Origin of the sequence: Pedobacter alluvionis, from assembly GCF_003664035.1 — a bacterium.
In the GTDB taxonomy this organism is placed as follows: domain Bacteria; phylum Bacteroidota; class Bacteroidia; order Sphingobacteriales; family Sphingobacteriaceae; genus Pedobacter; species Pedobacter alluvionis.
Window position 1 is genome coordinate 183,432 of sequence record NZ_RCCK01000010.1, and the last position, 18,569, is coordinate 202,000.

Annotated in this window: 19 protein-coding genes and 1 tRNA gene; 16 read left to right on the forward strand and 4 right to left on the reverse strand. The window is 39.5% G+C overall.

From position 1 onward, the window contains the following. Positions 1–27 precede the first annotated feature (27 nt). The 10 genes from BCL90_RS01010 (at position 28) to BCL90_RS01055 (ending at position 5,747) form a co-directional block, all read left to right on the forward strand. The gene (locus BCL90_RS01010) at positions 28–723 is read left to right on the forward strand and encodes an HAD family hydrolase (RefSeq protein WP_121282110.1); all 696 of its coding nucleotides are present in this window, start codon (positions 28–30) and stop codon (positions 721–723) included. Beyond that, positions 720–1,364, forward strand: a complete 645-nt coding sequence (locus BCL90_RS01015) for a chloramphenicol acetyltransferase (RefSeq protein ID WP_121282111.1) — start codon at positions 720–722, stop codon at positions 1,362–1,364. Before BCL90_RS01010 ends, BCL90_RS01015 begins: the two co-directional genes overlap by 4 nt. Before the next feature lie 71 nt (positions 1,365–1,435). After that, a complete protein-coding gene (locus BCL90_RS01020) occupies positions 1,436–1,642 on the forward strand; it encodes a hypothetical protein (RefSeq protein WP_121282112.1) in 207 nt (68 codons plus the stop codon). 124 nt (positions 1,643–1,766) lie between these two features. Then, positions 1,767–1,840: transfer RNA gene (locus BCL90_RS01025), tRNA-Ala, on the forward strand. A gap of 365 nt (positions 1,841–2,205) precedes the next feature. After that, positions 2,206–2,781, forward strand: coding sequence for a phage integrase N-terminal SAM-like domain-containing protein (locus BCL90_RS26190; protein ID WP_121282113.1), 576 nt, complete (start codon positions 2,206–2,208; stop codon positions 2,779–2,781). Beyond that, positions 2,679–3,212, forward strand: a complete 534-nt coding sequence (locus tag BCL90_RS01035; protein WP_121282114.1) for a site-specific integrase — start codon at positions 2,679–2,681, stop codon at positions 3,210–3,212. The genes BCL90_RS26190 and BCL90_RS01035 overlap by 103 nt, the downstream gene beginning before the upstream one ends. A 48-nt stretch (positions 3,213–3,260) precedes the next feature. Further along, positions 3,261–3,584, forward strand: a complete 324-nt coding sequence (locus BCL90_RS01040) for a hypothetical protein (RefSeq protein ID WP_121282115.1) — start codon at positions 3,261–3,263, stop codon at positions 3,582–3,584. Between the two features lie 136 nt (positions 3,585–3,720). Beyond that, the gene (locus BCL90_RS01045; protein WP_121282116.1) at positions 3,721–4,725 is read left to right on the forward strand and encodes a hypothetical protein; all 1,005 of its coding nucleotides are present in this window, start codon (positions 3,721–3,723) and stop codon (positions 4,723–4,725) included. A 91-nt stretch (positions 4,726–4,816) separates the two neighbouring features. Further along, the gene (locus BCL90_RS01050; RefSeq protein ID WP_121282117.1) at positions 4,817–5,050 is read left to right on the forward strand and encodes a hypothetical protein; all 234 of its coding nucleotides are present in this window, start codon (positions 4,817–4,819) and stop codon (positions 5,048–5,050) included. Between the two features lie 259 nt (positions 5,051–5,309). Beyond that, positions 5,310–5,747 (forward strand): hypothetical protein, encoded by a 438-nt coding sequence (locus BCL90_RS01055; RefSeq protein WP_121282118.1) that lies wholly within the window; start codon positions 5,310–5,312, stop codon positions 5,745–5,747. Positions 5,748–5,812: 65 nt separating this feature from the next. Here the strand turns inward: BCL90_RS01055 and BCL90_RS01060 are convergent, their stop codons facing one another. The 3 genes from BCL90_RS01060 to BCL90_RS01070 all read right to left on the reverse strand — a co-directional run bounded on the left by BCL90_RS01060 (position 5,813) and on the right by BCL90_RS01070 (position 9,006). After that, the gene (locus tag BCL90_RS01060) at positions 5,813–7,696 is read right to left on the reverse strand and encodes a carboxypeptidase regulatory-like domain-containing protein (RefSeq protein ID WP_166792144.1); all 1,884 of its coding nucleotides are present in this window, start codon (positions 7,694–7,696) and stop codon (positions 5,813–5,815) included. 305 nt (positions 7,697–8,001) lie between these two features. Then, positions 8,002–8,376, reverse strand: a complete 375-nt coding sequence (locus BCL90_RS01065; RefSeq protein ID WP_208529820.1) for a DUF4260 domain-containing protein — start codon at positions 8,374–8,376, stop codon at positions 8,002–8,004. A gap of 60 nt (positions 8,377–8,436) precedes the next feature. Beyond that, positions 8,437–9,006: a Crp/Fnr family transcriptional regulator gene (locus tag BCL90_RS01070; protein WP_121282120.1), complete on the reverse strand. Its 570-nt coding sequence runs from the start codon at positions 9,004–9,006 to the stop codon at positions 8,437–8,439. Between the two features lie 773 nt (positions 9,007–9,779). Here BCL90_RS01070 and BCL90_RS01085 point away from each other — a divergent pair. From BCL90_RS01085 to galB, 6 genes are all read left to right on the forward strand, one after another. After that, entirely contained in the window at positions 9,780–11,612 is a 1,833-nt protein-coding gene (locus tag BCL90_RS01085) for a glycoside hydrolase family 2 protein (protein ID WP_121282122.1), read from the forward strand. Positions 11,613–11,679: 67 nt separating this feature from the next. Then, positions 11,680–12,009, forward strand: a complete 330-nt coding sequence (locus BCL90_RS01090; RefSeq protein ID WP_208529821.1) for a phosphoribosylpyrophosphate synthetase — start codon at positions 11,680–11,682, stop codon at positions 12,007–12,009. Between the two features lie 3 nt (positions 12,010–12,012). After that, positions 12,013–13,251, forward strand: coding sequence for an NAD(P)/FAD-dependent oxidoreductase (locus BCL90_RS01095; RefSeq protein WP_121282123.1), 1,239 nt, complete (start codon positions 12,013–12,015; stop codon positions 13,249–13,251). Between the two features lie 2 nt (positions 13,252–13,253). Then, entirely contained in the window at positions 13,254–13,526 is a 273-nt protein-coding gene (locus tag BCL90_RS01100; RefSeq protein ID WP_121282124.1) for a UBP-type zinc finger domain-containing protein, read from the forward strand. A gap of 272 nt (positions 13,527–13,798) precedes the next feature. Next, positions 13,799–14,389: a hypothetical protein gene (locus BCL90_RS01105; RefSeq protein ID WP_121282125.1), complete on the forward strand. Its 591-nt coding sequence runs from the start codon at positions 13,799–13,801 to the stop codon at positions 14,387–14,389. 375 nt (positions 14,390–14,764) lie between these two features. After that, entirely contained in the window at positions 14,765–17,230 is a 2,466-nt protein-coding gene (gene galB / locus BCL90_RS01110) for a beta-galactosidase GalB (RefSeq protein ID WP_208529822.1), read from the forward strand. A gap of 185 nt (positions 17,231–17,415) precedes the next feature. Here the strand turns inward: galB and BCL90_RS01115 are convergent, their stop codons facing one another. Beyond that, on the reverse strand, positions 17,416–18,030 hold the full coding sequence (locus tag BCL90_RS01115; RefSeq protein ID WP_132403969.1) for a Crp/Fnr family transcriptional regulator: 615 nt from the start codon (positions 18,028–18,030) through the stop codon (positions 17,416–17,418). Between the last annotated feature and the right edge of the window lie 539 nt (positions 18,031–18,569).

The window sequence follows — 18,569 nt, forward strand, 5'->3', positions numbered from 1 at the left end:
TTTTGTGGTGCTAAAGTAAGCATAACCATGAAAAATCAAATTACTGTAATTGCTTTTGATGCTGATGATACCCTTTGGGTAAATGAACCCTACTTCCGCGAAACCGAAGAGCAGTTTGCAGGCCTTTTGGAAGATTTTATGCCGCGGCACAGCATCCTGGCAGAGCTTTACAAAACAGAAATAGCCAATTTACCACTTTATGGTTATGGAATTAAAGGTTTTGTATTGAGTATGATCGAAACCGTTTTAAGGATAACTGCAGGTAAAATAGACCTTGTTGTGATTAGCAGGGCAATAGCACTCGGGCAGGAAATGCTCAATAAACCGGTAGAACTGCTTGATGGGGTAGAAGAAGTACTTAAAGCCCTGCATGGAAAATATAAACTGGTAGTGGCTACCAAAGGCGATTTGCTTGATCAGCAACGGAAATTGACCAAATCAGGACTGGATCATTATTTTCACCATATCGAAATTATGAGTGATAAACAGGAAAGCGATTATCAAAAACTGCTTAAACACCTGGATTGTAAACCTGAAGCGTTTTTAATGTTGGGCAATTCCTTAAAATCGGATGTTTTACCGGTACTAAATATTGGCGGACATGCTGTTCACATCCCTTTTCACACCACATGGGTGCATGAACACATTGATCACACCATTGAACATGTAAATTTTTACCAGATGGAAAGTCTATCTGATGTTTTACCAAAATTAATTGAATGAAAGAAAAAATAGATATCAATACCTGGATCAGAAAAGATCATTTTAAATTTTTTAGCGCCTTTGAAGAACCTTTTTTCGGCGTAACCGTAGAGGTAGATTGTACCGCTACCTACGAAGAAGCAAAAGAACATCAAGTTTCTTTTTTCCTCCTTTACCTGCACAAATCGCTGGTAGCCGCCAATCATGTAGAGCCTTTTAGCTACCGCATTATAGATGGCGAAGTTTGGAAATACGATACCGTAAATGCTGCGGCAACCATTAACCGGCCAAACGGAACTTTTGGGTTTGGTTATATGGATTTCTATGAGGATTTTGAAGATTTCAGAACAGCAGCCAATCTGGAGATTGAAAAAGTACAGGCCAGCACTGGTTTAATCCCTTCCTCATCGGGCGAAAATGTAATCCATTATTCGGCACTGCCCTGGTTAAGTTTCACTTCTTTATCACATGCCCGAAATTATGCTTATCAGGATAGCTGTCCTAAAATATCTTTTGGCAAGCTTAGAGATGAAAATGGAAGAAAAATAATGTCGGTTTCTATACATGTAAACCATGCTTTGATGGATGGATTTAACGTTGCCCAGTTTGTAGACTGCTATCAGGCGCTGTTAAACCGCAAAGAAGTTAATGCGTATGGCTAATCTAAGCCTTGAATGAATAAAATCTAAAGGGGATTTAATATCCGGTTAATATTAGGAATTTATTTTCGGTAATGTTTATAATTGCCGTTACTGTTCCGTTTTATCTTTTGGCTATCGTAGCCATCTGTTATATGGATACCGCTTTTAAGGCCATTATGTTTTTTGTAATGTTGCTAATCGCCACATTTCTACTCTTTCTATTCATCAATTATCCTATGCCATCGGCGTTTGGTGTAATCTGTTTAATGGCATTGTTTGCTGTTAAAATTAAAGATTAATTAAAAAGATGAATTATCATTTGCATTCGAGAAAGTATTTGCTATTTTTGCTGCTCAAGCCGGAAGCTTGTTTTCAATAATCGATTTGGTCATTCTCACTTTGGTTATTGAATATTTAAATTTTGGGGGATTAGCTCATTTGGCTAGAGCGCTTCGCTGGCAGTGAAGAGGTGATCGGTTCGAATCCGATATTCTCCACAGGTACTTCTAAGTCATTAAAAAAACAATGGCTTAGAAGATTTTTTGCCTTCAAACTCTGACAGAAGTCTGCCACTAAACGCCCCGGGGACCCAAAATTCATCCCGCCCGGCACGGCGAAAAAATCAAAATTCTTCTAACGAAAAGTCTAAAAACGTTGGGTATCCCGAACGTCAGTCACAAGAAAAAAATCCAAGTGTGGCGAATTTTGCCTTCATGGAAATTCCTGAACTGCCATATACTATTCCCCGTGTCGTAAAAGGACGGACCATAATCAAAGTTCCTGCGGGAAGTACAATGGAAAAAGAGGTTGCCAGGCAAAGTTGGTATGTAGAATTTTTTTTCACAATGCATCTGAAGAGCGCATGGAGCGAATCAGGGTAACCAGGAAGCTTAATCGGATAAAAGACCCAAAGCAAAAACTCAGGAATTTTAATAACCTTTGCGAGGCTTACAAAATCGCACTCGAAGGTGGTTGGAGTCCTCTGGATGAACATGCCAACGCCCGGTTAAGAAAGGAACTGATTGGCATTGATCTTAATGAAGCGCTGTTGCTGTTCGAGTCTTACCACAAAGCCAAAGGCACCAGGCCAAAATCGCTCAGTACTTACCGCTCAACAGTTAACTCTTTTATTAAATATCACGGGGGAAATAAAAAGGTAAATACGATTACTGATTTTGAGATTACTGATTTTTTGAACTTTAAGGAAAGGGAGGAGAAGTGGGCTGGAGTAACTTACAATAACTGCAGAATAGGTCTTAATAACTTTTTTAGGTATTTGAAGGTTAACAAATACATTTCTGAAAACCCCGTTACCGATTGCGAAACGCGAAAAAAATGCCGACGCAGTCCCATCAGGTTTTTACTGAACCTGATTTCAAGGTCATCATGGATTGGCTTGATAAAAATGACAAATATTGCCAGCTCTTTGTGCGCATGATTTATTATACCTGCATTCGACCAAAGGAACTCCGGTTCTTGCAGCTTAAGTACATCGATTTGGAGGACAATACCATCACAATTCCCGGTGTCGTCTCAAAAAACAAAAAATCAATCCCCGTAAATATTGATGTAAGCTTAAGAGCAGAACTTGATAAATTACAGATAGAAAAATTTGATAGAGAATATTTTCTGCTTGGTTCTGCGGACACTTTTATTTCACACAAAATGTGCGCTGAAAATTACGCCTACAACAGGTTTAAAAAATGTTTGGAGGCAACCGGTTTGCTGGATAAAAATTACACACTCTATTCTTTTAAACACCTCTCTAACGTGAGAAAGTTTAGGGCAGGATGGACGCTTGCAGAGATTTGTTCGGCCAACAGGCATGGCAGAACCGCAAGCGGAGTTCATTGTATTATAGATGTTTGATAGGGGGATAATTAATTTGCATATTTGTTATTATCAATATTGCATTTAATGGAGTTTGAAACATTTAACCCAACAACCGAACTTTTAAAGAAGCATATTGCTTATTACTATTTCTTTAAAAGTGAAGCTTCCGATTTCTCAAGTGGCTATTATTCTTTCCCAAATGTAACAACGCCTTTAAACATCTACAAAAATGTAGATGTAGTTATCAATGGGCCAAAGGTTAATATAGCTGAAAGCGATGTTAAAAATTACCGTATCATCATTAATCAAGTGCGGGAAGCACCTTTACACGTGGAATGGAAGGGCAGCCCCAGTCGAAATGTTCAGGCCTTTGTGATGCCGTACTGGATAAAAGGAATAGGCTTTTAATGTTCTCATGCCGCGGAGGGGCGACCTGGTGGAAGGATGTTTACAGTTTCCCCCATCACAATAGCCTCATTTGGCTGAGATTAACTAAACAGCAATAAATAAAGTATAGAACACAATAAGTAAACGGATAAAATTTATGAAAAACTTCCTATTGGCATTGCTGGTCGCTGCAAATCTCAGCGCGTGTACTAGCGGTCAAACCCAGGTTGATCAAAACCCGGATATTTCCGCAGACAACCTCGCAGATGAAATCTCCAAGCACATCAAACATTATCAATCAGAAAAGATCTATATGCTGGGGTACTCCAATGACAAGTGTTACGTCGACTTGTACGTCAATGGAATTAAACTTTCAAAGGCATTTAACAAAGCATTGGGCAATTCGGCGATAGAAATCAATCCTTTTCTTTTTCAAAGCGGTAAATGCAAGGTATCCTTCAAAATGTATCCCCTGGGAAAATCCAAGGAATATGATGAGGTGTTTAAAACGTTTGTAGACGATACCAGCCTCGAGTTAAACCTATTATCTTATGATCTTAAAGATAAAAACGCAGCAGATAAAGAATACATCACTTATACGCTACCAAAGAAGAAAGAGGAGGTTGCAAAAGGATATTTCAGGGAAAAATTTAATGGCGTCGGAAAGACCTTTTTTGAGGATAGCTTTGAATTCGATATTGATCTTCCCTATCGCTCGAAACCTCCGTTTGAGGGTGCCATGGACCTGCGCAAACTCAATAAGTCTGATCTTGAATCTAAATTGTTGAAAAAATACCAGGAAGTCTGGAACGTTTATCGCAATAAAGAATACGATAATATTGCAAGGCTTGAATACAATTCATTGAAAGGCCTATATGTGTCTACCTATGAAAATGAGGAGAACGTCAGTAAAAATATCAATACCCTTTTTAAACAGATCTATAAAAATTCATCCTTTGAAATGCAGCCTTTAAAAAAATACAAACTGGAGTATTTTGCTGGCGGAAAACTTGCGGCACTGATGCTGGATACCAATGATAATCAGTTGCGCGGAAATACGGCACTATGGGCAAAAGTGAACTATGACGAGGGCGCAAGGGCGATATTTTTAAACAGATATTTCTACATTCCCGCGGGAGAAACAGAATTTAAAGTGTATTAACAATATTTTCTAAAATTTTTTGTCAAGTATTCCACCGGTACCACTTTTAATATACCCTAAACCCAGTCTCTCCCCCCGGGATTTATTGTGCATGAACAAGAAGTCTGGCGAGGTTTATTATTGGTTTCATGAAACTGATGATTGGGGACTTAAGGGAGTTGATAAATGGCCGTGCAAGATTGCTGAAAGTATAGAAGAATTTACAAATCAATTAATCTTACCTGAACTTCCTTCTCCACAAGAGGTTGAAATAGCAAAGAAAAATAGTAGAGTGAAGATTACACCAATTTCAGTAAAAACTAAAAATGAGCAGAGAGAGAAATAAGGTTTACCACCTCTTTCTTTTGAAGAGTGGAAAGTATTATTAGATTAAATGAAAGTACATATTAGAATAAATTGTAGTACGATTGACACGATTTAGTAATAGCGTGATTTGCATAAAAACACAAAACTTTTTTTGGTTCAATAACATATCGACAGCAGATGGATATCAAACAAATAGCCAGGATTTAGGTAACCATCATTCACAAGTTTTTAATTAAAATGACATCAGTAATGTAAAATTTGAAATATCGCCTTAAATTATGAAAGTAGAGAAAATATATCTTCCAGGAAAAGAAGAATTTGAATTTAGAGAATATAGATATATTCACATTAAAAGCAATATTGGTAAAATTAATAAAGGTAATTTTGTCAATGCAATAGCAGCTGCTAATACCCCATTGATTCCTAAAAGCGGAGGTGTTTTAAATGAAAATTTTATCATAATTACCCCCAATGAAAAACGGTTTTATGGATTATCATATTCAAAAGATATAAGCGGATGGAGACAGCAGATTGAAAAAGGAGCAGCTTTGCTCGATGTGGAAACTGCAGAAATAAAAAACGGAGAAAAGTTTGTAGTCAGCAATGGAGAAAATTATGATTTGAAAGATTGTAAATTTGAGCGATATAACTATTATGATGATATGGGGAATATAGTAAAATCGAACATTCCTGTAGAAAGCAGTAAAATTCTTTAAAAACAAGCTGTCACATTTTTAGTTTCTCATAATTTGTTTGATTTTGAAAATAAAACTATCCAGGCCTATTTAACAAAAGCAGTCTTGACTGCGGTTTTATTAATTTGGCCTTTTACTGTGAACAGTTCTGTATCAAACCTGAACAAGGTAAAGTTGCCAAAATTAACTAAATACCTGCCGTTAGTGGTAGATATTGGTTTACCATAATAAAGCTCATTTATTGTTGGGAAAGTAAGCAGCGTTTTGCCGTTCTTATAATCCAGTATCTGCAGCCAGTTATCGGTATCAAAAGCATAGATAATCTCCTCTTCACCGCTTCTATAACTAAAATCGCCCGCATTGCCATGTGCCAGATAGGTTATCTTGCTGAGGTAGTTGTTTGCTGGGTTGTGTATATACTGCTCATAGGTCTGGATCATATAGAGGTTATTGTTCTTTTTATTCGGAACCACTCCACCAAGGGAACCATTTACTGGAATGGTTATATCCCTGATCACGTCCTGGACAGGGTCTATACTGAAAGTGATATTGCTGAAATAAGCTTTGATAATCAGTTTGGTTCGGTCATAATTGACTTCTATCTTTCCATATTCATAGTTTTTATCCTTTTGCTTATGGTAATAAACCAGGTCGTTTTTTCGGCTGTCTATCATCTTCCAACTGGTGGCACTGCTCACCCTCGCGCCGCAGACCATTGCTCCGATGCCGGAGCTGGTAAAAGCAAGAGCCTGCGGATATATGGTCGGGTAGGTGTTATTGTCCCCGTCCAGCACTTCTAGTTTAATCTGTTTGACAATTGAACCGTCATCGGGATCCATCACATATATGTCCGGAGTATTCGTTAATAGGTAAATCAGTTTGTTGTAAGGGTTATAGACCAGTTTTCTGACCTTGAAATCGACCGGGTAATTTTTAATGACGGTAAAAGTTTCCATATCAATTTTTTGGACTATCTGCGTATCGAAAATAGAAAACCAGACTGTTTTATTATCATCGCTTACAAAGTATGTCGGCGTGCTCTCGCTCCAGACCGCAGGATAGGCAATCCGTTTAGAGAAAAAATCCACATTAAAGTTTTCGGTATAGCTAGCAATCTTATCCTTAAAGGTAGCCTGGAAAGGGTAGGACTGGCCTAATCTGCCACAGCTATATTTGAAGCGTACTTCTTTGCTCATAGGTGTTCTGTTGTAGGCGAGGTCGCTTAAACAAAGATCATATTTGGAGGTGATCTGCACTTCACTCACTGGTGCACTGAAGGTCAAGATAACCGTATCGGTAATGGGATGGGTCATCGATACACTTAATAGCTTGATTTTGGGGTACTGGATGATCGTGATAACCTTGACGGCCATACCTGCCGTTAGTGTCAGGGTCGCGGTCCTTGCAGTATCCGCCTGGTTCTCTTCCGCAACAACATAGATGCCCTTGTCGCCCAGTCCTATCGGGTTGTCAACGTCTAGCCAATCGGTAGAAAGTGTTACCATCCAGGCGGTATTGGACTTTATTTTAATGAGATTCGAAGTCTTGGTATAAGGTAGCTGATAACTGTCCTTTTCGATTTCCAGAGTTGCTTCACCGACTTCCAGGTGAAAGTCCAGTTTTGTGGTACCATCCTGGGTTACAGTAGTTCTTTTACTTTCCGAAAGGTGTTTTTCCTTGGCTGCCAGTATGCTGTAACCGCCAACTGGAATGCGGTCAAATGTGTATTTTCCTTCACCGTCGCTGAACACGTAAGTTCTCTGTTCGTTGTCCAGGGAAATTTTTACGCCGGAAAGCGGCAGTCCGTTCTTGCTTAAGACAGTGCCTGTGATAAGGCCGGTTGAGGTGATCTTTTCTTTTTCCTTTTTACAGGATTGCAGGCAGATAAAGACCAGCATAACCAAGGTCAGTGCGCTTTTTAAAAATCCGGATGTAGGTTTTTTTAAAGGGTTGAGAGCGGAATTATTCATAAACATTATTTGTGTAAAAATAGAAAAAAAACATAGAAATGATATGAAGAATAGGTGTTATATAAATCTAAACGTTTCTTGAAAGAACCAGCGGATGTTTAAGCTAAGATTTATAACGTTCCGCTACAATACTGTTGTAGTAATTTGTTGAGATGCCCTTTTTTGATTGCGACTTTAGCAAAAAAGTTGAACACCGGCTTCTGAAAACAACTTATGGTAATGCCATGGGGTTTTCTCCCGGGAGAATGCTGAGCTCCACCATACTATTGTTGTCATTTACAAAAAGCGTTGTTGCAATTGAGAATTTATTTTCCTGTCCAACCCAAACTTGTATGTTTGAAATCATCTGGAAATTTCAGACCATAACCCAGCATACGGTCAAAAGATGAATGTGCAACTAGTAGTAATCCTACGGAGGTAAGTACATCTATGTGCATCGCAAAACCAGCTGCCAGCAGAACTATTGCTACCGCACGATGATGAAATAAGTTATAGGTGAAAGCGCCTACGCGGGTATTCACCAGGTAACCTATCATAGAAAGATCAGGCGCAAAAAATAGCAATACCCACAGCCAAACTGATAATCCTAGATTATATTTCGTTAAGAAATAAATAGCTATTGCAGTTATGGCTGCTTCTTCAATTCTGATGGTGAAATCCATCACTTTTTGCTGATTCATGACAATGATTTTTGTTAGCTCAAATGTATGTGTGAAACAATGGTAAGCTCTTGACAAAAATCAAGAAACCATTTTCCTCCGTATCCGGCTAAAAGTTTCAGGTGTCATGCCGAGCATAGAGGCCAGGTATTGAAGCGGTACCTGATTAAAAAGTTCGCGGTTTTGCTCGAAGAGTTTTTGATAACGGTCTTCGGCGGTCAGGGAAATGAGGTCCATGATTCGGTTCTCCATCATTACAAAACATTTACCCGTAAACAGTTTTTCAAATTCATGCCATTTGGGCACCAGTCTTCCCATCGTTAAGTACGCTTCGTAATCGATCGTAAACAAACGCGTTGGTGTGAGTGCCTGGATATCAAATCGAGAGGTATTCCTGAACATGAAACCCTGGAGATCCGTGATGAAATAACCGGCAGTACCTATCCATTGGGTAACTTCTTTTTCTGGCAGCTTTACAAAAACTCTTAAAATACCACTTTCTATAAAACTAAGTTTATTGCAGAATTTGCCTGTTCTTAAGAAATAGTTTCCCTTTTCAATTACCTCGGGTTTAAATAATCCGCTCACTTTTTGACAGTCATCCTGACTAATGCCGAAATGGTGGTGAATATAACTTTCAAGTTCGTTCATCTATATTTTTTTATGATCAAGGTAGCTGCATTAAAATGCTCCAGGCCAAAACAGTGATCTGATACAAGTTTCCGTTTTTTGATCGTAGCATATTTGCATAGTCAATTATCAATAACAATTAAAAATACAAAGATGAAAAAGAAAATAGTAATACTTGGGGCAACCGGCAGGGAAATCGCTTTTAAATGATTACGGTCAAAAAAATGGCCTTTTCAGATCCCGACTATATATTCATCTATTCCTGGCCAATCCAGATCTGCCAAAACGATTTGAAAAAGAGGCAACACTCAACGAACCGGACAGGGCTACCATGTTTGGGGGCGGAGCGCATGGTTATGTCGATTACCCATTTTTAAATGATTAAATACATTGGCAGATATCCAACACGGTGATCAAAAAGAATGTACGGACGCAGCCTGTTTGCGTCTGTTTCATTCCGTATGCTTTGGTAACGATTAGCCTGCATTTCTGGGTACTGTTGTTCCGTTTGGCGTATCTTTCCGGTCAATAGCCAACACAGGCTTGTTGTTCCGCTGAAGGATAAAGTTGCCTTGTGTTTTACCATTTGAGATATTTTAAAGGTTTTTGATCCCTGAATATATATGATAACATTGTGGCGTGTAAAAACCGCCAGTTCAGATATGCGTTATGCCTGCTTAATTGCTTGTTCACTAAGCCATTCCAAAAACAATTTTTAATAATAAATCGATTTAGAATGTTAAAAAGCTTATCTTGGTTTGTTGATCCAGATAAGCTTTTACTTAAAACATTTTATGAAAAATACGATTTTAAATATCTTCTTTTTAACGATTTTTTTTCAGATAAACTACTGCGGATATACTTTCGCCCAAACAGCTAAACTGCCCACAAAATGGACTCAGGCAGCAATGGCTTCTTCAAACCCGTTTCCAGACTATCCGCGGCCTCAGCTGGTTCGTGGAGAGTGGAAGTCGCTCAATGGAAAGTGGGACTATATTGGAGGTAAAGAAAAAAAGGCTGCTTTAAATCCCCGTGTACCAATTGAATTCCTCACTAATAACGAGCAGATTCTTGTGCCGTACTGCCCCGAATCCGTGATTTCCGGAATCGAGCGTAAACAGGAAGTAAATATGTGGTACCGCAGATATTTTGAAATTCCACAGAAATGGAAAGGCAAAAATGTGCTGATTAACTTTGAGGCGGTGGATCATGAGGCGACCGTTTTTGTAAATGGACAAAAAGCTGGCACTCATTCCGGCGGATACGATGGTTTTTCACTGGATATTACCAGATTCCTGAAGGCGGGTCGTAATGAGCTTATTGTCTCCGCTTACGATTCCAACGACGGGACAATGCCTTCAGGAAAGAATGGGCCACGCGGGGACTATACCTTCAGTTCGGGGATCTGGCAAAGTGTATGGCTCGAGCCGGTTAGTCCGGTACACATCAAAAATATCAGACTTTTACCAGATCTGGAGCATAGCAGGCTGCAGGTGAAGGTGGAAGCTGGCACGTCAAATTTATCTGCTGTTGCCATGGATGGGAAGAAAGTAGTCTCACAGTGGGAAGGAAGCGCCGGAAATACTTTTTATCTGCCCATTACCAACCCCAAACTTTGGTCTCCGGAAGAGCCTTTTCTTTATGATCTTAAAATCTCGGTTAAAGACCGCAATGGGATGGTAACCGATGAAATTAGCAGCTACTTCGGGATGCGCGATATCAGGCTCGGCAAGGTGGCTGGCGTAGTACGGCCATTTTTGAATGGAAAGTTTATCATGCAGGTTGGGCTATTGGACCAGGGCTATTGGCCAGACGGCATTCTTACAGCACCAGGTGATGAAGCCCTAAAGTCGGATCTTGAGTTTACAAAAAATGCCGGCTTTAATCTTATTCGCAAGCACATGAAAACTGAACCCAAACGCTTTTATTACTGGGCAGATAAACTGGGAATGCTGCTTTGGCAGGATATGCCGGCGATATGGTACCAGAATGAAGATACGGCCAGGGTACGGCCGGCATTCCGCAGGGAACTTAAGGAAATTATGGACGAGCATTATAACGCCCCTTCCATTATTGCATGGGTGCCTTTCAACGAAAATTGGGGTGCCTTCGATGTGCCGAAAATTACCGATTGGGTTAAAAAGTATGATCCATCCAGACTGGTTAATGGAAATTCGGGCTTTAATAACAACCCTGACTACCAAAAGGCTGCGGGAGACCCGGGTAATGGAGACTTTGTGGATACCCACATTTACATTGGTCCTAATGATGCCTCGAAACCCGACGCTAAACGGGCAGCATCTTTAGGTGAATTTGGAGGGGTGGGGCTTTTTGTGAGGGGGCACATGTGGCCGGTAGAGAATAATGCTTATGCTTACGAACCTACCTCTGAAGCATTGACGGATAGGTTTGTGCTGTTAATGAGCCAGGTTGAGCAGTTGATGAAATATCAGGGACTCAGCGTAGCGGTTTACACCCAGACAACAGATGTGGAGCATGAGGTGAATGGACTACTGAGCTACGACCGCGCTGTTGAGAAAATGGATATCAAAAGGGTTAGCGAGATTAACAGGGCGGTAATTGCAGAAGGAAACAAACTAAATTCATTAGAGTATAAAAGGAAATAAGGTTAATTGACGCATAAGTTAATTAAAATTTTAAGCTAATTTGTAATCTCCAAAACGAATACTTACGATGAGCGACGACAATTTGAAACATTTAGGTGAGATGACCACATTGAGTGAGGTAATGAATCACTTATCCAAAGAAGGCTATACTTTCGATTTTAATACAGCTGCAAAATCCGTGGATGAACAAAATGCACTCGCGCAGCAGCCGGAAAATTTTCTGATTGATAAATTTTACAGATTTGAGGGTGCCTCAGATCCTGAAGATGAATCTATCTTATACGCTATATCATCAACAGACGGAAAAATAAAAGGATTACTTGTGGATGGTTATGGTATCTCCGCTGAGTATCCGGTAGAAGAAATTATTAAAAAAATAAAAACCAGGACAAAGTAGCGTATGGACAAACTTAAACTATACGGCGTTCCCGATTCTCAGGAAATTTATCCAATCAGGGATTTTTTAAAAAGAAGTGTTGTTGATTTCGACTGGTTTGACCTCTCGCATGACGAGCAAGGCCAGGGAATTACTTCTTTCGACAATCCACAAAAGCATCCGGTAATAGCGTTTCCCGATGGAAAAATAATTATTAATCCTTCTTTAAAAGAGATTGCCTGTAACCTGGGTTGGATTACGGAACCTAAGTACGATGAATATGATCTGTCCATATATGGTGCAGGTCCGGCGGGGTTAAGCGCTGCGGTTTATGCCGCATCAGAAGGATTGAAAACCATTCTTATAGAAAGGGAAGCGGTAGGCGGACAAGCAGGTACCAGCTCTTTAATTGAGAATTATCTTGGCTTTCCCGAGGGTATATCGGGTGCAAATCTGGCTGAGCGGGCCAGGCAGCAGGCTCTAAAGTTTGGAGTGGAAATTTTACTGCTCAAAGAAGGGATTAAGGGCACTTTTTACGATAATAAGATTCATGTCGATTTTGCCTCTGGTGAAAAACTGGTCGCGAAGGCTAATATTTGTGCAACAGGGGTGGAATACGCAAGATTGAACCTGCCGGATGAAGAACGGTTTTTTCATAAAGGCGTATACTACGGAGCCGGTGCCAGCGAAGCTTTTTTTTGCCAGGACAAGGATTTATACATCATAGGCGGGGGAAATTCAGCCGGCCAGGCCGCAACTTATTTTTCAGGATTTGCAAAACGCGTCTTTATGGTCATCAGAAAAGGAAATCTTGCCGAAACCTTGTCCGAATACCTCATTCAAAGAATTGCCAGCATCAAAAACATTTTTGTTTTGTATCATTCACAGGTTACTGCGCTGGAAGGTGAGGATTACCTGCAACGGATTAAAATAGCCAATAGCGAACAGGAAACGGAATCCTGGCATGAAACATCAAAACTGTTTATTTGTATAGGCGGAAAGCCCAACACAGAGTGGGCCTCGGAAACAGCCATTTGCAGGGACAGGAATGGATACCTGTATACCGGAAATGATGTGATGGCGCTGGATCAATATAAAACATGCTGGGAACTTGAAAGGCCTCCCTTCCACCTGGAGACCAGCGTGCCCGGATCTTTTGCCGCAGGAGATGTCCGATTCAATTCAGTAAAGCGTGTCGCATCGGCCGTTGGAGAGGGTGCAATGGCCGTTACCCAAGTGCATCAATATCTATCAAAACTATAATTATGGAAAACAATCAACCATGCAGCCATTTATCGGCTATTAAAGAATTGAAGTTGGCGAAACAGCCTGTTTGCGAAGAATGCGTAAAGCAGGGCACAGATTGGGTTCATTTACGTACCTGCCAAACTTGCGGCATAACTTTGTGCTGCGATTCCTCTCCAAAACAACACATGTCTCAACACTTTAAAATCAAGGAGCATCCTGTAGTGATTTCTTCAGAGCCCGGGGAGCGATGGTTGTACTGTTATGTTGATGATCAGGTTGCAGAATACTAAATTTTATAGGGTCATTTGACAATGAGGTAAAAGTTGGGGCAATTTATGCTCAGCCAGGCGAAAGAGGTGGTAAATGGGCTACCAGAACAGTACAATCAAACCAAAAGGCACTTAAAAAGTCATATAAATAATACGGGTATAACCAATATCTGTGTTTTTTTACATTCCTAAAAACGCTAAAAGGCAACCTCAGGGCACTTTGTTGATATTTATCAAAAGCTCTTTTATTGTTAACTTAACTTTAAAAAATAATTAATCATACCTTTGGCCCCATGAAAACCGCTCTTAAAATCATGGTGTTATCATTGTTAATGATTAATGCTAAAGCCCAATCCGTTAAACAGTTATCAGTTGAATTGTTATCAACTACCCGTGCAGACTTTAACAAAAAATTAATGAAGTTGGATTCGGTCAATCTTAGTGATCTGCCTCCATCTGTTTATTTGTTCTCCAGAGATGGTAAACACGAAGTAAACATTGGCGGCGTTACGGTCTTAACTGATCAAAAAGTTATTACTGGCATTAAAGACATGAATCTGTCTGAGGAATCATTGAAAAATATCAGCGACAGACTAAAAGTTCTGGATAAACTTCAGAAAGCCTATAGCGAAGCATCCAATGATGAATATAGGTCTAACAAAAGAAACAAGAATAACATTGTTTTCTATGATCGTAGATTTTTTGTAGTTCTAAACGCAATGAAAGCAACTTTGAAAGACTTTAAAAAGATGTATTCTGCAAGTCAGGATGATAAAACTAAAACAATGTCAGTTGCAGCAATAAGAAACCCCAACGTTGACTGGAAGTTCTATAGTCATTTGATAGAAGTTGAGCAAGAAAAGATAACAGCACTAACCAAATAGTTGTTGCCCCGGTTAAAACCTGCCATCTGTAGCGAAAGTTGTAGGTGGCTTTTGTTTTTATAGGCATGCCTGGATACTCAGTTTTTGTAATCTATTAAAATTAATTTTTGAGCACAGACCTGACACTAAAAATTAAATGAAGAATAGAATGATCTTGAAAAGGAGCGGTATTTTGTTGAATTTAGGCTAGAATTTGAGGTCCAAACCTCAGGTACACTAAAAGCCTTGTGCGGTTGGCAAGTATAGTAACATAAATCCGCTCGTTTAAGAACTGCTTTTGTAATCGAACCAACTAAAATTAAACCATTTATTTGCTTATTTTAACATTGTTCTCTCCTTAATTGGTATGCACTGTTTTAACATTTAGATTTGAGGATGAGTACAATCAAAACATCATCATATCTGAGTTTATTCATGTTATTGTTAACCGTGCTATTTTGTGGAGCAGTACATGCTCAGGGCAGGACAGAATACCTGTTGGAAAAAAACTGGAAGTTTAGCAAAGGTGATTTTCCTGAATCTAAAAACACTGCATTCGATGATACAAAATGGGAAACGGTAAGTATACCTCATGATTGGGCAATAAAAGGTCCTTTTGATGGGAATAACGATAGCCAAAATGTACAGATTGTACAGAACGGTGAGAAAACGGCATCATTAAAAACAGGAAGAACAGGCGGTTTGCCTTTTGTGGGCAAAGCCTGGTACCGTAATACTTTTGTTGCGCCTGCATTTACTAAAGGTAAAAAAGCCGTTATCTTAATTGATGGTGCCATGAGCTATCCCAAAGTATTCCTGAATGGAGAGCCTGTTGGCCATTGGGCCTATGGATACAATGCTTTCTCTATTGACATAACCGACAAAATGAAAGCAGGCAAGAATACACTTGCCATCAGCCTTGAAAATTTACCTGAAGCCTCACGCTGGTATCCCGGAGCTGGTTTGTACCGGAACGTGCATGTCATTATTACGGATGAGGTAAGTATCCCGGTTTGGGGCACCTATATTACTACACCTCTAATCAACAAAGATTTTGCACGGGTAAAGATAAAAACTCAGGTAAGTTCACTTAGTGGCAACTACACTGCTTTGAGCCTGCAAACAACTATTTTAAATGCCAAAGGCGAAACGGTAGCCTCGGCAACCAGGACTTTGAATGAGGGCGATTTGAACGAGTTTGAGCAGGATTTATTGGTTAGAAATCCTGAACTGTGGTCTCCTGAAACACCAAATTTGTATTCAGCCGTAACAAAATTATATGCCGGGAACATCCTAAAAGACGAGTATACCACTACTTTTGGAATCCGGTCTATAAAATACGAGGCGCAAAAAGGCTTCTCGTTAAACGGGGTTTACCGTAAGTTTAAGGGAGTTTGCAACCACCATGATCTTGGGCCACTTGGAGCCGCCATAAATGTTGCCGCCCTGCGCAGGCAACTTACATTATTGAAAGATATGGGTTGTGATGCCATTAGGACCTCGCACAATATGCCTGCACCAGAGCTGGTAAAATTATGCGATGAAATGGGATTTATGCTTATGGTCGAATCTTTTGATGAATGGAAGGCTCCTAAGGTTTTAAACGGCTACAGCCACCTTTTTGATGAGTGGGCTGAAAAAGATATCGTGAACATGATTCATGCCAACAGGAACAATCCTTCTGTGGTAATGTGGAGTATTGGAAACGAAGTGCCTGATCAATCTACCAAAGAAGGTGGTAAGATCGTAAAGTTTTTACAGGATATATGCCATCGCGAAGATCCAACCAGGCCGGTAACTGCTGGTATGGATAGAATCAAAGATGCCCTGGACAATAACTTTGCCTCCGTATTAGATATTCCTGGGTTTAATTATAAACCATTATGGTATGGAAATGCCTATAACCGCCTGCCCCAAGGTCTGATTCTGGGATCAGAAACGGCTTCTACCGTGAGTTCAAGAGGTGTGTATAAGTTTCCTGTTGTGCCTCAGAAGATGAAAATGTATGATGACAATCAAAGTTCATCATTCGATCTTGAATATTGTACCTGGTCGCAAATTCCGGATGATGAATTTGTGATGCAGGATTCACTCAAATATGTAATCGGCGAATTTGTTTGGACAGGTTTTGATTATTTGGGCGAACCAACGCCTTACGATGAAAAATGGCCGTCTCACAGTTCTTATTTTGGGATTATTGATCTGGCAGGCATTCCTAAAGATCGTTTTTACCTCTACCGAAGCAAATGGAATACCGAAAAGCCCACGCTGCATATTGTTCCACACTGGACTTTCCCCGGTCGTGAAGGGCAGGTTACGCCTGTATTTGTGTACACCAGTTACCCATCGGCCGAGTTATTTATTAACAACAAAAGCCAGGGCAGGCGAAGTAAAAATAAAGCCACTAATACAAGCAGGTACCGGCTGATGTGGAACGATGTAAAATACGAACCCGGAGAAATAAAGGTAGTTGCCTATGACGGGAATGGTAAACCTGTTGCCGAACAAACGGTTAAAACGGCAGGCAAACCTCACCATATTCTGTTGGAATCCGATCGTAAAACCTTAATAGCTGATGGGAAGGATCTTGCTTACATTAGAGCAAGCGTGGTAGATGCTAATGGTACCTTATGCCCTGATGCAGAGAATAGCCTGTCTTTTAAGGTTACCGGAAATGGAACCTATAAAGTGGTGGCCAATGGTGATGCAACCAGCCTGGAATTGTTTCACCTGCCCAAGATGAAGGCCTTTAAAGGCAAGCTGGTTGTTACTGTTCAATCAACAGAACAGGCAGGGAAATTAAATCTTAGTGTTTCGTCTAAAGGTTTAAAAACTGCCATACTGCCGGTTCAGACGCAATAATAACAGGATCGGACGATATTGTTTGAAATGCTTTATTTTATAAAATCAAATTAGTCATTATGAATAAATATTAATCGAACTGAAGTTTATATAATCCGATAGCGACCGAGATTTGAAAAAAAATACGAAAATTGATCGCGTTATTACCCTATAAGCCATTGAAACGGCAGTTGAAAAAACTATAGCTAATAAAATGTTTTTTCAAGTGCACAGACTGCCCTAACTCTGCTCAATGTTTCGTTACGCATTCCTAAATAGCTGGCGAGATAATGAAGAGGCATCCGGTTAAAAATCTTCGGATAATTTTTCATCAATATTTCGTAACGGTCTGAAGCTTTTGGGATTCTGGCCAGATTTGCCCTTTCTGATGCTTTGAAGGATTCTATTGCCATTAATTTCCGTCCAATGATATTGGTTTCAGGGAATCTATCGTAAAGGCTGTTGAGCAACCCATAGGGAATGGCAATCAGGATACAGTTTTCCATTGCCTGAATATATTCTGCCGAATATTTTTCCTGTTTAGCCGGATTGCTTATTGCACAAACAAACTCATCCTCGAAACTGATTCGTGTGGTGATGTCCTTTCCTCCATGCCTGATAAAGTTTCTTAATAAGCCTTTAACAATAAAATACATACATTCATTTGCATGTAGAGGTGATAGTACAAACTTAGTTTTTTTGATAGTTAACTCATAAGCTGATCCGATATAAGCATCCATATATTCTTGTGATACTGGATGATATTGTTGCAAATAATTAAAAAGGGGAGTGAGATATGGCGGGGTTCGTATGATGGACATTGACTATTGTTTATTCGACAGGATTATCTGTAGTTCTTATTGTTGTCAGCTACAATATTTTATTTACAAAAAATATATGTCTTTTATTGATATGCATATCTCCAAAAACCTATAACATGGTGTTACGGAAAAGATGATGCTTTATAAAAAATAAAAAAATTGACATAAACAAGTACATTTTTCCTCGGTGATTTTATAGGAATTGTTACCGTATTTTGTAAATTATTTTTGTTTCTTATCTGTAAGAAATTCCGACAAAATTTGTCGATGCTGTATATGATCACTTACTTATAGAGACTGAATCTACTTCCTGCGAAAGTAACGGGTTATTTACGTTGGTTGAAGTGTTTTTGATAAATATCAAAGCTTTTTGTTTCGAAATGATATAATCTGGTTAATATTACACCGAAAGGCCGTAGTTGTTTCATAAATCTTGATTAAAATATCAAATACAGGTTTTGAAATTATTTTTTAGTTTCAGGAAATGTCTTACAGTGCCCTGTTATTATTTTAATAATTTTATTATCAGGTAATTGAAT

Excerpts from the sequence above, each read along its gene's own strand:
- BCL90_RS01050 (WP_121282117.1), top strand. The coding sequence starts at position 4,817 with ATGAACAAGAAGTCTGGCGAGGTTTATTATTGGTTTCATGAAACTGAT.
- BCL90_RS01085 (WP_121282122.1), top strand. The coding sequence starts at position 9,780 with ATGAAAAATACGATTTTAAATATCTTCTTTTTAACGATTTTTTTTCAG.
- BCL90_RS01015 (WP_121282111.1), top strand. The coding sequence starts at position 720 with ATGAAAGAAAAAATAGATATCAATACCTGGATCAGAAAAGATCATTTT.
- galB (WP_208529822.1), top strand. The coding sequence starts at position 14,765 with ATGAGTACAATCAAAACATCATCATATCTGAGTTTATTCATGTTATTG.
- BCL90_RS01060 (WP_166792144.1), bottom strand. The coding sequence starts at position 7,696 with ATGAATAATTCCGCTCTCAACCCTTTAAAAAAACCTACATCCGGATTT.
- BCL90_RS01040 (WP_121282115.1), top strand. The coding sequence starts at position 3,261 with ATGGAGTTTGAAACATTTAACCCAACAACCGAACTTTTAAAGAAGCAT.
- BCL90_RS01020 (WP_121282112.1), top strand. The coding sequence starts at position 1,436 with ATGTTTATAATTGCCGTTACTGTTCCGTTTTATCTTTTGGCTATCGTA.
- BCL90_RS01070 (WP_121282120.1), bottom strand. The coding sequence starts at position 9,006 with ATGAACGAACTTGAAAGTTATATTCACCACCATTTCGGCATTAGTCAG.
- BCL90_RS01090 (WP_208529821.1), top strand. The coding sequence starts at position 11,680 with ATGAGCGACGACAATTTGAAACATTTAGGTGAGATGACCACATTGAGT.
- BCL90_RS01065 (WP_208529820.1), bottom strand. The coding sequence starts at position 8,376 with ATGAATCAGCAAAAAGTGATGGATTTCACCATCAGAATTGAAGAAGCA.
- BCL90_RS01010 (WP_121282110.1), top strand. The coding sequence starts at position 28 with ATGAAAAATCAAATTACTGTAATTGCTTTTGATGCTGATGATACCCTT.
- BCL90_RS01055 (WP_121282118.1), top strand. The coding sequence starts at position 5,310 with ATGAAAGTAGAGAAAATATATCTTCCAGGAAAAGAAGAATTTGAATTT.
- BCL90_RS01115 (WP_132403969.1), bottom strand. The coding sequence starts at position 18,030 with ATGTCCATCATACGAACCCCGCCATATCTCACTCCCCTTTTTAATTAT.
- BCL90_RS01105 (WP_121282125.1), top strand. The coding sequence starts at position 13,799 with ATGAAAACCGCTCTTAAAATCATGGTGTTATCATTGTTAATGATTAAT.
- BCL90_RS01095 (WP_121282123.1), top strand. The coding sequence starts at position 12,013 with ATGGACAAACTTAAACTATACGGCGTTCCCGATTCTCAGGAAATTTAT.
- BCL90_RS01035 (WP_121282114.1), top strand. The coding sequence starts at position 2,679 with ATGCCGACGCAGTCCCATCAGGTTTTTACTGAACCTGATTTCAAGGTC.
- BCL90_RS01100 (WP_121282124.1), top strand. The coding sequence starts at position 13,254 with ATGGAAAACAATCAACCATGCAGCCATTTATCGGCTATTAAAGAATTG.
- BCL90_RS01045 (WP_121282116.1), top strand. The coding sequence starts at position 3,721 with ATGAAAAACTTCCTATTGGCATTGCTGGTCGCTGCAAATCTCAGCGCG.
- BCL90_RS26190 (WP_121282113.1), top strand. The coding sequence starts at position 2,206 with ATGGAGCGAATCAGGGTAACCAGGAAGCTTAATCGGATAAAAGACCCA.